Genomic DNA, 12,914 nt, shown 5'->3' with positions numbered 1-12,914 from the left:
GAACCGGGCCGCGGTCAGTCCGGCAGGATGCCGCACCCGTCCAGCGCGGCGCGCAGCTGATCCTTTGGCAGGATCACCAGGCAGGGGCCGGTGGTCTGCAGCCGCACCGGTCCCGTCGCCTCGTTCGAGGTTCCGATCCGCGTTGCCGGGGTCAGCGTCAGCCCGTCGATCGGCCAGCGCAGCCCGGTGCTGTGCCCCTCGACCGCCCCGAACGGCATCAGCGACACCCGGGTTCCGGGCAGGAGATCCAAGCCAAGAACGGGCGGTGCGACAAAGATCACGTCCTCGGCCCCGATCACGAAGGCCCGCGGAACCGGATGACGGATCAGGGTCGTCAGCCCGGCCAGCAGATGGTCGGTCCGCGGCCCGGCAAATCCGACCGCCAGCACGAAAGGCGCCCGCAGCATCATCAGGCATTTGTCGAAATCGGTGCTGTCCTGATCCGGGACGCGGTGCAGCCGGTCAGCCGGGATGGCCGCCCGGGCGGCATCGGTGATGCTGTCGAAATCGCCGACCACCGCCGCCGGCACGATCCCCAGCCCCAGCGCCGCATCGGCCCCGCTGTCGGCGGCCATTGCAACCGGCGCCAGCGCCAGCGCCATCGCCGCATCCTCGGCCCGCACCTCGCCCCCGCCGAACAGAGTCACCCCGCGGGTCGAGGTGAGAACGGGGTTCACCGGCCGGTGCCGCGGAAGATGCCGCGGAACGGGACCGCCCACAGGAACGCCGCGACGACGTAGATCGGCACCTCTGCCCAGATCGGCAATCGGCCCCAGCGGTCATGTATCCAGTTCAGCGCCCACCAGGCGAGGCCCAGATAGACCGGCAGCCAGACCAGCAGCAGGAACAGCGCCCAGCGCTTGCGGCTGCGCTGGTCCATCAGTCGGCGAACGGATCGGTGACCAGGATCGTGTCGTCGCGCTGGGGACTGGTCGACAACAGCGCCACCGGGCACTGGATCAGCTCCTCGATGCGGCGCACATACTTGATCGCGGCGGCGGGCAGGTCGGCCCAGCTGCGCGCCCCCTCGGTCGAGCCGGACCACCCCTCCATCTCTTCATAGACGGGAACGGCGCGGGCCTGCAGCGCCGCCGCCGTCGGCAGATGGTCGTACTGCTGCCCGTCCACGTCATAGCCCACGCAGATCTTCAGCCGGTCGAACCCGTCCAGCACGTCGAGCTTGGTCAGCGCGATCCCGTTTACGCCGGAAATCGCACAGGTCTGCCGCACCAGAACCGCATCGAACCAGCCGCAGCGGCGCTTGCGTCCGGTGACGGTACCGAATTCATGCCCGCGCTCACCCAGCCGCTGGCCGGTGTCGTCGGTCAGTTCGGTCGGAAACGGGCCTTCGCCCACGCGGGTCGTGTAGGCCTTGACGATCCCCAGCACGAAGTCGATGGCCGACGGCCCCATGCCGGTGCCCGACGCGGCCATCCCCGATGTCGTCGTCGAGGAGGTGACATAGGGATAGGTGCCGAAATCGATGTCCAGCAGCGATCCCTGGGCGCCTTCGAACAGGATGCGGCGGCCCGACTTGCGGGCGTCGGCCAGGATCTTCCACACCGGCCGGGCATAGGGCAGCAGCTTGGGGGCGATCTCCTTCAGCCGGGCGGTCAGTTCGGCACGGTCGATCGCCGGCGCGCCCAGCCCGTGGCGCAGCGGATCATGATGCGCCAGCAGCCTGTCCAGCCGGGTTTCCAGCGTCTGGTCGTCGGCCAGATCGGCGACCCGGATGGTGCGCCGCCCGACTTTGTCCTCGTAGGCGGGACCGATTCCGCGGCCGGTGGTCCCGATCTTGGCCTTGCCCGCGGCCTCTTCGCGCAGGCGATCCAGATCCTGGTGCAGCGGCAGGATCAGCGGCGTGTTCTCGGCGATGATCAGGTTGTCGGTCGTCACGGCGACCCCCTGCCCCTTCAGCCGGTCGATCTCGGCGAACAGCGCCCACGGGTCCAGCACGACGCCGTTGCCGATCACCGCCAGCTTGCCCGGCCGCACGATCCCCGAAGGCAGCAAGGACAGCTTGAACACCTGATCGCCGATCACCAGCGTATGACCGGCGTTGTGACCGCCCTGGAATCGCGCGATCACGTCGGCCCTTTCCGACAGCCAGTCGACGATCTTGCCCTTGCCCTCGTCGCCCCACTGGGCACCGACCACCACGACATTCGCCATTCGCACGCTTCCCTGACCCGTTTCGCCCGGGGTATAGCCACCCCGCGCCACGGGGGAAAGGCGGTTCGGCCGCGCGCTGTCGGGGCGAGGGCCGGTGGTCTAGGCCGGCGCGTCGGTACCCGCGTCCGGGCCGCGGACGAGGATGGCGCGGAAATCGTTGACATTGGTCAGCGTCGGTCCCGTCACCACTTGGTCCGACAGCGCGGCGAAGAAGCCATGCGCGTCGTTGCGGGCCAGCGCGTCCTGCGGATCAATGCCCAGCCGGCGGGCCCGATCAAGCGTGTCCCGACCGATGAGGGCGCCGGCGACCTCGGCCGCACCGTCGATCCCGTCCGTGTCGCAGGCGATCGCATGGATTCCGTCCGCGCCGTCCAGCGCCAAGGCCAGCGCCAGCGCGTATTCCGCGTTCGGCCCGCCGATGCCGTCCCCGCGCCGTGTCACCGTCAGCTCACCGCCGGACAGGATCACCAGGGGGCGCGTGCCCCCATTCCTGCCACGCCGGGCCTGCAACGCCAGGCGCGCGTGATCGGCCGCCACCTCGCGCGCCTCGCCGCCCAGATCGGCGCCAAGCATCTGCACCTCGCAGCCCAGTTCCACGGCAAGATCGGCGGCCGCCTGCAGCGACTGTGCCGGGGCCGCGACGATGTGATTGCTGACGCGGGCCAGTCGGGGATCGTCGGGGGCGATGACCCCGCTGCCACGCTGCAGCACGACCGCCGCGGCCTCGCTCAGCTCGATCTGCCAGCGGCGGGCAACCTCTAGCGCATCGGCCGCGGTGGACGGGTCGCCCACGGTCGGCCCCGACCCGATCATCGCCGGATCGTCGCCCGGCACGTCCGAGATGATCAGCGCCACGACCTGCGCGGGCGCGGCCGCGGCCGCCAGCTGCCCGCCCTTGACCCGGCTCAGATGCTTGCGCAGCACGTTCATGCGGTCGATCGGCGCGCCCGACGCCAGCAGCGCTGCGTTCAGCGCCTGTTTCTCGGCGAGCGTCATCGCCCCGGCTGGCGCGGTCAGCAGGGCCGATGCACCGCCTGAAATCAGGACCAGCACCAGATCGTCCGCGGCCAGCCCCTGCAGCATTTCAAGCATCCGGTTCGTCGCGGCCGCACCCGCGGCGTCCGGCACCGGATGGCTGGCCTCGACGATCTCGATCCCTTGCGTCGGGCGGCCATGACCATGGCGCGTGATCACGAGCCCCTCGCAAGGACCCCAGACCGCCTCGACCGCCTCCGCCATGCGGGCGCTCGCCTTTCCCGCGCCCACCACCACGACGCGGCCAGGGCGGCGGGCGGGCAGATGCGCCGCGACAAAGCGCATCGGGTCGGCGACCTCGACCGCCCGATCGAACAGGCGGCGCAGCAGCGTGGCAGGGTCCATTCAGTCTCTCCAACAGCTATCCGGCGCGGCGACGCCCACATGTCCGCCCCCGGACCCATCACGCCACCGTTTCGCCGCCCCGGCAAGCTGCCCTAGGCGACGCCAACTGCGGTCGGCCCTTCCGTTCCCCTTAGCCATTCGGCCCAGCGTTGCAGCGTTACCGCTAACGCCCTATCCTTCCAACCAGGGCGCTGAAGGGGAGCCATCATGCTGCACGACACGATCGCACGGGTCACCGACCGGATTCGCGAACGCTCGGCCGACAGCCGCGGGGCGTATCTCGACCGGCTCGCCCGCGCCGCCGAGGACGGCCCCCGTCGGGCCCACCTGTCCTGCGGCAATCAGGCCCACGCCTATGCAGCGATGCCAGACAAGCTGGATCTGGCCCGGACCGCACGCCCCAATATCGGGATCGTCACCGCCTACAACGACATGCTGTCGGCGCATCAGCCCTATGAGCGGTACCCCGACCTGATCCGCAAGGCGGCGCACGACGCCGGCGCGACGGCACAGGTGGCGGGCGGCGTCCCCGCGATGTGCGACGGGGTGACCCAGGGGCGCGCGGGGATGGAGCTGTCGCTGTTCTCGCGTGACGTCATCGCGCTGGCCGCCGGGGTGGCGATGTCGCATGACGCGTTCGACGCGGCGGTCTGGCTGGGCATCTGCGACAAGATCGTGCCCGGGCTGGTGATCGCTGCGGTGACCTTTGGCCACGTGCCCGCGGTGTTCCTGCCCGGCGGCCCGATGCCGTCCGGCCTGCCCAATGACGAGAAGGCCAGGGTGCGACAGGAGTTTGCCGCCGGCCGCGTCGACCGTTCGGCGCTGATGGCTGCGGAAATGGCCAGCTATCACAGCCCCGGCACCTGCACCTTCTACGGCACCGCGAACAGCAACCAGATGCTGATGGAGTTCATGGGCCTGCACCTGCCCGGCGCCAGCTTCGTCAACCCCAACACCCCGCTGCGCGACGCGCTGACCGTCGCCGGGGTGGCGCGGGCTGCGGCGATCACCCGGCTGGGCAATGACTGGCTGCCGGTCGGCACGGTGCTGGACGAACGGGCCTTCGTGAACGGGATCGTGGGGCTGATGGCCACGGGCGGGTCGACGAACCTGGTGATCCACCTGCCGGCCATGGCCCGCGCCGCCGGAATCATCCTGACCCTGCAGGATTTCCACGACATCAGCCAGGCGGTGCCCCTGCTCGCCCGGGTCTATCCCAACGGGCTGGCGGACGTGAACCATTTCCATGCGGCGGGCGGGCTGGGGTTCCTGATCGGTCAGCTGCTGTCCGCGGGGCTGCTGCACGATGACGTCCGGACGGTGGCGGGGGACGGGCTCGACCGCTACACGGCCGAGCCGCGGCTGGGCGATGACGGGCTGCACTGGGTCGCCGGCACCCGCGACAGCCTGAACGATCGCATCCTGCGCCCCCATGCCGATCCGTTCGCGGCCACCGGCGGGCTGCACATGCTGGACGGCAATCTGGGCCGTGCCGTGACGAAGGTCTCGGCCGTGAAGCCCGATCTGCACGTGGTCGAGGCGCCGGCCCGCATCTTCGACGACCAGGACGCCGTCAGGACCGCTTTCCAGGCCGGCGAGTTCACGCAGGATACCGTCGTGGTGGTCCGCTTTCAGGGGCCCCGGGCCAACGGCATGCCCGAATTGCACAGCCTGACCCCCACCCTGTCGGTGCTGCTGGACCGTGGCCTGCGGGTCGCGCTGGTCACGGATGGACGGATGTCGGGGGCGTCGGGAAAGGTGCCTGCGGCCATTCACGTCTCGCCCGAGGCCGCGACCGGCGGGCCGCTGGCCCGCCTGCGGGACGGGGACGTCGTCCGCGTGGACGCCGTGTCGGGGCGTCTCGACTGTCTCGAACCCGATTTCCTGAGCCGGACCCCCGCGACGCATGATCCGGCGCGCAACGCCCACGGCATGGGGCGCGAGCTGTTCGCGGCGTTCCGCGCCCATGCCCGGCCAGCCGAGGAGGGGGCGGGCCTGGTCGTCTGACGCTCGCGGATCCCGTCGCAACTTCTGCCCCGGCGCGAAGAAGGCCGGCCCCGCAGATGCGGCGACCGGTCCGGCGGGCCGCCTCAGTTCGGCTTTCAGGTCCGGCTCATCGGCCCTAGCAGGTTGGCCGCTTTCCCCTGCAGCGGCGCTATGGCAATGACCTGCAAACATGACGGAGGCATTGATGATCCTGTACCCGGCAATCGACCTCAAGGATGGCGCCTGTGTCCGGCTGCTGCGCGGCGACATGGACGCCGCGACCGTGTTCGGCACCGATCCCGCCGCGCAGGCCAGCAGCTTTGCTGCCACCGGGGCGCGGTGGTTGCATCTCGTGGATCTGAACGGCGCCTTTGCCGGCCGACCGGTCAATGGCGACGCGGTCGACGCGATTCTTGCCGCCGTCGACGTTCCCGTCCAACTCGGCGGCGGCATCCGCGACATGGCCACGATCGAAGCGTGGCTGGACCGTGGGATAACCCGTGTCATCCTGGGCACAGTGGCGGTCGAGGACCCCGGCCTTGTGACCGATGCGGCCGCGGCCTTTCCGGGGCGCGTGGCCGTCGGGATCGACGCCCGGCAGGGCCGCGTTGCCACCCGCGGCTGGGTCGAGGAAACCGAGGTGATGGCCACCGATCTGGCCCGGCGGTTCCAGGATGCGGGGGTGGCCGCGCTGATCTACACCGACATCGATCGTGATGGCGCAATGCAGGGGCCGAACGTCGCCGCCACCGAGGAGCTGGCCCGGGCGGTCAGCATTCCCGTCATCGCGTCCGGGGGGGTGTCGTCCCTGGACGACCTGATCGCGCTGCGCGACACCGGCGTGATTGCCGGCGCGATTTCCGGCCGTGCGCTTTATGACGGCGCGATCGACCTGAAACAGGCATTGGCGGCGCTGGCGTGAGGCCCGTCCGACGGTGCGCCGGTCCGTGCGGCAGGCCACTGCCATGCCCCGAACGGCCTTGCTTGCCTTCAACTTCGCGCGCGACTAGATAGGCGCGTCCCGCGAGAAAGGCCCGTCCCGTGCAGAACGTCGTTCTTACCGTGCATCTGATCCTCGCCGTGCTGCTGATCGGCGTGGTGCTGCTGCAGCGGTCCGAAGGCGGCGGTCTTGGCCTTGGCGGGGGTGGCGGTGGTGTCATGACCGGGCGCCAGGCCGCCAATGCCCTGTCCCGCGCGACCTGGCTTCTGGCCGGGGCATTTCTCGTGACGTCCATTGCGCTGACCGTCATCGCGGCGCGCAATTCGGCAGATGGATCGGTGATGGACCGGCTGGCGAGCCCGGCGGAAACAACCGACGCGCCTGCGACCGGGCTGCCCGCCGTACCTGACTATGCGCCGCCGCCCGGCGTCGGACAGCCTGTGCTGCCGCCCGGTGCCGCGCCTGCGACTCCGCCGGCCGCTGCCGCGGCGCCCGCGCCGGTCGCACCGCCTGCCGACATCACGACGCCCGCTCCTGCCCCCGCCCCTTCCGCGGCTGCTTCGGCGCCGGCGGACGCAGAGGCGGCCCCCGCAGCCGGCCGTACCACGCGGACCGTCCCGGTCGGCGACACGCCTCCTGCCAGCGACGGGACCGGACGGACCGTCAGGGTTCCGCTGACCGCGCCGGCCGAGACGAACTGATTACCGAAAGCGCCGGACGAAGCCTGCGGTCCGGTCCGCATTCCGGTCCCATGTGGTCCGTTGCGGGATCGCGGAAAGTCGGGTATGTCCCGGCTCCCGTGATGCCGGCCGTTCGGGCCGTTTTTCGCAGTGCTGAGATCATCACGGGGGCTCCATGGCGCGTTACATCTTCATCACCGGTGGCGTCGTGTCCTCGCTGGGCAAGGGGCTTGCCTCGGCGGCGCTGGGGGCCTTGCTGCAGGCCCGCGGCTATACGGTGCGGCTGCGCAAGCTCGACCCCTATCTGAACGTCGATCCCGGGACGATGAGCCCCTTCGAGCATGGCGAGGTATTCGTCACCGACGACGGCGCAGAGACCGACCTGGACCTGGGACATTACGAGCGGTTTACGGGCGTCAGCGCCCGGCGCACCGACACGATCAGCGCCGGCCGGATCTATTCCAACGTGCTGGAACGCGAACGCCGTGGCGGCTATCTGGGCAAGACGATCCAGGTGATCCCGCACGTCACCAACGAGATCAAGGATTTCCTCGCGATCGGCGAGGACGAGGTCGATTTCCAGCTGTGCGAGATCGGCGGCACGGTCGGGGATATCGAGGGGCTGCCGTTCTTCGAGGCGATCCGCCAGTTTTCCAATGACCGCCCGCGCGGGCAGTGCATCCTGATGCACCTGACCCTGCTGCCTTATCTGGCCGCTTCCGGCGAGCTGAAGACCAAGCCGACGCAGCACAGCGTCAAGGAACTGCGCTCGATCGGACTGCAGCCCGACGTGCTGGTCTGCCGGTCCGAACAGCCGATCCCGGACCGCGAACGCGCCAAGATCGCGCTGTTCTGCAACGTCCGCCCGGATGCGGTGATCCCCGCCTATGACCTCAAGTCCATCTACGAGGCGCCGATGGCCTATCATCAGGCCGGGCTGGACCGGGCCGTGCTGGACGCCTTCCGCATCAGCCCTGCCCCCCGGCCCGACCTGCGCCGCTGGGAAGACGTGATGGATCGGCTGACCAACGCCGAAGGCGAGGTGCGGGTCGCGATCGTCGGCAAGTATACCCAGCTCGAGGACGCCTACAAATCCATCTCCGAGGCGCTGACGCATGGGGGGATGGCGAACCGGGTCCGGGTCCGGCCCGACTGGATCGACGCCGAAAAGCTGGAAACGGCAGAGGGCATCCATCTGCTGGACGGCTATCACGGCATCGTGGTCCCCGGCGGGTTCGGCGAACGCGGGACCGAAGGGATGATCTCGGCCGCGAAATACGCGCGCGAGAAGAAGGTGCCCTATCTGGGCATCTGTCTGGGGATGCAGATGGCGGTGATCGAGGCCGCGCGCAACCTGGCGGGCATTGCCGACGCGGGGTCCGAGGAATTCGACCACGAAGCCGGCGCGGACCGCTTCACCCCGGTCGTCTATCACCTGAAGGAATGGGTGAAGGGGAACTCGACGGTTCAGCGCAAGATTACCGACGACAAGGGCGGGACCATGCGGCTGGGGTCCTATACCGCGCATCTGGCCCCCGGGTCGAAGGTCGCCGAGGTCTATGGCGGCGCCACCGAGATGGAGGACCGCCACCGTCACCGCTATGAAATAGACGCGGCCTATCGGGACCGGCTGGAACAGCACGGCCTGTGGTTTTCCGGCATGTCACCGGACGGCCGCCTGCCGGAAGTGGTCGAGGTGCGCGATCACCCCTGGTTCATCGGCGTGCAGTCACATCCCGAACTGAAGTCCAAGCCGTTCGCGCCCGCGCCGCTGTTCCGCGATTTCGTCCGCGCGGCCAAGGATCTGGAACGGATGGTCTGACGGTCAGGCCGCCAGCACGTCGCGCAGCGCGGCCATGTCGATCCGATCCGTGACGAAGGCATGGCCGATGCCACGTGCGAGGATCAGGCGCAGTTGCCCGTCCACCACCTTCTTGTCCTGGCCCATCAGTGCGATCAGCGCATCGGCATCCGGCAGGCTGCCCGGAACGTCGTCAGGGCGGACCGGCAGGCCGATCGCGGCCAGATGCGCCGCGACGCGCGAGGGTTCCTCTTGCGGGCAAAGCCCCATGCGGGCGGACAGGTCGAAGGCAAGCGCGCACCCGATTGCCACCGCCTCGCCATGCAGCAGGCGCCCGGAATAGCCGGTCGCCGCCTCCAGCGCATGGCCGAAGGTGTGGCCCAGGTTCAGCAGGGCCCGATCGCCCTGTTCGGTTTCATCGCGGGCGACGATGTCGGCCTTCATCCGGACGGCATGCGCGACCGCCTGCTGCAGTGCGGAGGGGTCGTCGCGCAGCCCCGGCCCGTTTTCCTCGAGCCAGGCAAAGAACTCTGCGTCCCCCAGCAGGCCGCACTTCGCGACCTCGCCGTATCCTGCCCGGAAATCCCGGTCCGGCAAGGTTGCGAGCACGTCGGTATCCGCCAGCACGAGGCTGGGCTGGTGAAAGGCGCCGATCAGGTTCTTGCCCCGCCGGGAGTTGATCCCGGTCTTGCCGCCGACGGAACTGTCGACCTGGGCCAGCAGGGTCGTGGGGATCTGCACGAACCGCACCCCGCGCCGCAGGATCGCCGCGGCGAATCCGCCGAGATCCCCGATGACGCCGCCCCCCAGCGCGATCACCAGATCCCGCCGCTCGACCCGCTGGTCGATCAGCCATTCCACCGCGCGTTCCAGCTGGCCCCAAGATTTCGTCGCCTCGCCGGCCGGTAGCGCGAGCGCAGTCGTCCCGATTCCGGCCGAGTCCAGCGCCGCGGCAAGGGACGGCAGGTGCAGCCGCGCCACCGTCTCGTCCGTCAGGATGGCAACCCGCGGACGGGCCAGCAGCGGCTGCAGATGCACGGCGGCATCCCGGACCAGCCCGGATCCGATCCGGACCTGGTAGGACCGCTCGGCCAGTTCGACGGTGACGGTTTCGATGGCGGTCATGCGGGCTCCAGCAGTTCGGGCCGTGTCTGGCGAAGGGTGTCGAGGACCCGGGCTGCGGTCGCCTGGATGCTGTCGTGCGGCCCCACGGCGACCCTCACATCAGCGGTGGCGTAAACCGGGGCACGCTCGGCCAGCAGCCGTTCCAGGGTGGCGCGGGGGTCAGGGGTCTGCAACAGCGGGCGCGTCGGGCGATGACGCACGCGCCGCCACAGGGTTTCCAGATCGCAGTCCAGCCAGACCGAAATTCCGGTCCTGCCGATCAGGGCGCGGTTCAGCGCCTGCATCCACGCCCCGCCCCCGGTGGCAATGATCCTGGGCGGCGCGTCCAGCAGCCGCGCCAGAACGCGGTGCTCGCGGTCACGAAAGAATGCCTCGCCGTCCCGCGCAAAGATCTCCGCCACGCTCATCGCTGCGGCGGCCTCGATCTCCGCATCCGAATCCACGAAGGGGACGGACAGTTGCCGGGCCAGTTCGGCGCCGACCGCACTTTTCCCCGCCCCCATGAGGCCGATCAGAACGATGCTGCGCCTCATCTCTCCGTCCTGTTCTCCCCTCGTGCCGGCAGGTTCACGCCGGTTTGTCTGAATGGCGTGAAGTTTCGGGAATTGCCATCTATAATTCCGCACAGCCGGCGTGCAGACCGGCGGTTGAACGGTGTTGGGACAGTCGAATGCGGCTATTGCGGGTTTTGGTGATCCTGCTCGGACTGGCCCTGCTGGGGCTGGCCGGCTACGCGTATTTCGGTGACATGGACGCCGATCCGGTCGAGATCCGCGTTCCCGTCGAACTGGACCTGGCGGACCCTGCCCCTGCCCCGGCTGCACCGATCACGCCAACATCTGCCACGCAGGCCGGTGCCACGGAGCCGACACAGGGAGCTGACGGTGCGGACTGATCGCGGGACCCGTGGACGACCTGGTCGCATGGCCAACGCAGCGATGCTGCTGTTTCTGGCAGCGTGGCCGGCATCCACGGCCGCCGAGGGCGCGGGATCGCTGGTCACCGACGCGGCGCAGCCACCCGGCCGACTGGCGCAGGCGCCGCTGTCCGCCAACGACTGGTTGACCGGCAAGGCACCGCCCCCGAACACCACCTCTGGCTGGCGCCCGGGCGACGGCGTGCCGCCCGATGCCGCCCGCCGCCGTGCGCCCGCGTCGGACGGCCAGCCTGGCACCGGCAGCGCGCCACAGGCGCCGCTGCCTGCAGCGGATGGCGGGCAACAGCCCACCGGCGCCATCCCGCCGCGCCCCGGGGCGAGCCAGCAGCCCGGGGTCGCCGGCAGCGCCACCCCCCCGCCGGTGACCGTGACCCGACTGGGGCAGGGAAACCCGGACGCCGCCGGCGTCCAGTCGGCCCAGGCCGCCGGGCTTTCGCCCGGTCTGTGGCAGGGCATGACCGCGGACGCGGTGGCCGACGCCCTGGCCCGGACCGACATGCGGCTGCCGGCGCTGAGAAAGATGTTGCGCCGGATCCTGACCGCCCAGCTCGAGGTCCCGCCGCCCCGCAACCTGCCGCAGGGCGGACTGCTGCTGGCCCGGGTCGACCGTCTGATCGACCAGGGCGATCTGCCCGCGGCCCGCGCGCTGCTGCAGGCTGCCGGCCCCGGCAATCCCCAGCTGTTCCGGCGCAGCTTCGATCTGGACCTGCTGACCGGCGAGGATGCGCAGGCCTGTGCGGCGCTGTCCCAGCGTCCGGGACTGGTGCAGGACATGGCGACGCGGATCTATTGCCTGGCGCTGAATGGCGACTGGGCTGCCGCGGCTGTGGCGCTGCACGGCGCTCAGCCGCTGGGTCTGGTCGACCCGCGCACCGCCGCGCTGCTGGCCCGCTTTCTCGACGACGCCTATGCCGAGCAAAGCGAGGACCTGCCGCCGCCGCCGAAACCGTCGCCGCTGGTCTTCCGTCTCTACGAATCGGTTGGGCAACCACTTCCGACCCCATCGCTGCCGCTGATCTATGCGTGGGCCGATCTCGGCGAGAATGGCGGCTGGAAACCCCGTCTGGAGGCTGCCGAGCGCCTGGCGCGGGCCGGATTGCTGCCAGCCCGGCAACTGCACGAGATCTATTCCGAACAGCGGCCGGCGGCATCTGGCGGCGTCTGGGACCGGGCCGCGGCGCTGCAGGCCGTCATCGCGGCGCTGGACGCCGGGGACCAGACCACGCTGGACACGGTCCTGCCGGCCGCCCTGTCGCGCTTTGCGGCCGCGGGTCTGGCGCCGGAGCTGGCGGGGATGATCGCCGACCGTCTGCCGGCCAAGCCCCCTGCCGGCGGGGCGGCGGCCCCCACGGTCACGCTGCGCCTGCTCGCAGGCCTTCCGGTGCAGCCGCCGGCCGGAACACCCAGCTTCCCGCGATGGCTCGCCGGCTTTGCCGCGGGGTCGCCGCCAATGCCGTTGCCGGACAACGATCCGGGGGGGCGCGCCGCCGCCCTTGCACCGGCGTTCGATGACGGGGCGGACGCGCCAGCTCAGGGCGCGGTCGGGACAGATGCGGTCCAGGGTCAGGAGGCCTCCGGATCAGGCCGTGCCCTGCTCGGTGCGATGGCTGATGTGGACGCGGGCCTCGACAGCGATCTGGGGCGCGCGGCGCGCGGACTGGCCGCACTGAGCGCACTGGGGCACGAGGCCACCGCGCGCCAGGCGGCGGTCGAACTGATGCTGCTGCCGACACTTCCGGCGGCCCGGCAATGAAGCGCCGGCACCGGGGGCCAGGGAAGGCCGGGCCTTCACGCACTGGGGTGGAACGCAGCGAAGCTCTGTGGCCCCGCTGCGGGCGCAGCCCGGACGCCGAGAGCTGCTCAGGTGGGGTCCGGCCGCCACGCCCCTCAGAT

12 protein-coding genes are annotated in these 12,914 nt (G+C 70.4%); 6 read left to right on the top strand and 6 right to left on the bottom strand.

Annotation, left to right across the window (positions count from 1 at the left end):
- Window positions 1–14 precede the first annotated feature (14 nt).
- The 4 genes from Q0938_RS01610 to Q0938_RS01595 all read right to left on the bottom strand — a co-directional run bounded on the left by Q0938_RS01610 (window position 15) and on the right by Q0938_RS01595 (window position 3,552).
- Complete coding sequence (locus Q0938_RS01610) at window positions 15–677, bottom strand: thiamine diphosphokinase (protein ID WP_299358441.1); 663 nt, start codon at window positions 675–677, stop codon at window positions 15–17.
- Window positions 674–880: a DUF2842 domain-containing protein gene (locus tag Q0938_RS01605; protein ID WP_299358439.1), complete on the bottom strand. Its 207-nt coding sequence runs from the start codon at window positions 878–880 to the stop codon at window positions 674–676. The genes Q0938_RS01610 and Q0938_RS01605 overlap by 4 nt, the downstream gene beginning before the upstream one ends.
- Window positions 880–2,172, bottom strand: coding sequence for an adenylosuccinate synthase (locus Q0938_RS01600; RefSeq protein WP_299358437.1), 1,293 nt, complete (start codon window positions 2,170–2,172; stop codon window positions 880–882). Before Q0938_RS01600 ends, Q0938_RS01605 begins: the two co-directional genes overlap by 1 nt.
- Window positions 2,173–2,271: 99 nt before the next feature.
- Window positions 2,272–3,552: a glycerate kinase gene (locus tag Q0938_RS01595; RefSeq protein WP_299358435.1), complete on the bottom strand. Its 1,281-nt coding sequence runs from the start codon at window positions 3,550–3,552 to the stop codon at window positions 2,272–2,274.
- A 204-nt stretch (window positions 3,553–3,756) separates the two neighbouring features.
- Here Q0938_RS01595 and edd point away from each other — a divergent pair, with 204 nt between their 5' ends.
- The 4 genes from edd (at window position 3,757) to Q0938_RS01575 (ending at window position 8,980) form a co-directional block, all read left to right on the top strand.
- Window positions 3,757–5,559: a phosphogluconate dehydratase gene (edd, locus tag Q0938_RS01590; protein WP_299358715.1), complete on the top strand. Its 1,803-nt coding sequence runs from the start codon at window positions 3,757–3,759 to the stop codon at window positions 5,557–5,559.
- A 184-nt stretch (window positions 5,560–5,743) separates the two neighbouring features.
- Window positions 5,744–6,460 (top strand): 1-(5-phosphoribosyl)-5-[(5-phosphoribosylamino)methylideneamino]imidazole-4-carboxamide isomerase, encoded by a 717-nt coding sequence (gene hisA, locus Q0938_RS01585; RefSeq protein WP_299358713.1) that lies wholly within the window; start codon window positions 5,744–5,746, stop codon window positions 6,458–6,460.
- Window positions 6,461–6,579: 119 nt separating this feature from the next.
- The gene (secG, locus tag Q0938_RS01580; RefSeq protein ID WP_299358433.1) at window positions 6,580–7,179 is read left to right on the top strand and encodes a preprotein translocase subunit SecG; all 600 of its coding nucleotides are present in this window, start codon (window positions 6,580–6,582) and stop codon (window positions 7,177–7,179) included.
- Between the two features lie 154 nt (window positions 7,180–7,333).
- Window positions 7,334–8,980 carry a CTP synthase gene (locus Q0938_RS01575; protein WP_299358431.1) on the top strand — a complete coding sequence of 549 codons (1,647 nt, stop codon included), beginning with the start codon at window positions 7,334–7,336 and terminating at the stop codon, window positions 8,978–8,980.
- A 3-nt stretch (window positions 8,981–8,983) separates the two neighbouring features.
- On the opposite strand, the gene aroB is transcribed toward Q0938_RS01575, so the two are convergent.
- Window positions 8,984–10,084, bottom strand: a complete 1,101-nt coding sequence (gene aroB / locus Q0938_RS01570; protein ID WP_299358429.1) for a 3-dehydroquinate synthase — start codon at window positions 10,082–10,084, stop codon at window positions 8,984–8,986.
- Entirely contained in the window at window positions 10,081–10,617 is a 537-nt protein-coding gene (locus Q0938_RS01565; protein WP_299358427.1) for a shikimate kinase, read from the bottom strand. The genes aroB and Q0938_RS01565 overlap by 4 nt, the downstream gene beginning before the upstream one ends.
- A 137-nt stretch (window positions 10,618–10,754) precedes the next feature.
- Here Q0938_RS01565 and Q0938_RS01560 point away from each other — a divergent pair, with 137 nt between their 5' ends.
- Together Q0938_RS01560 and Q0938_RS01555 are read left to right on the top strand one after the other, a co-directional pair.
- Window positions 10,755–10,979 (top strand): hypothetical protein, encoded by a 225-nt coding sequence (locus Q0938_RS01560; protein ID WP_299358425.1) that lies wholly within the window; start codon window positions 10,755–10,757, stop codon window positions 10,977–10,979.
- A gap of 28 nt (window positions 10,980–11,007) precedes the next feature.
- Window positions 11,008–12,774, top strand: coding sequence for a hypothetical protein (locus Q0938_RS01555; protein WP_299358423.1), 1,767 nt, complete (start codon window positions 11,008–11,010; stop codon window positions 12,772–12,774).
- The last annotated feature ends 140 nt before the right edge of the window (window positions 12,775–12,914 follow it).

It is taken from the genome of uncultured Paracoccus sp., from assembly GCF_947496875.1.
GTDB lineage: Bacteria > Pseudomonadota > Alphaproteobacteria > Rhodobacterales > Rhodobacteraceae > Paracoccus.
Note: the sequence above shows the minus strand (reverse complement) of the source record. Positions and strands in the feature narration are given on the sequence as shown.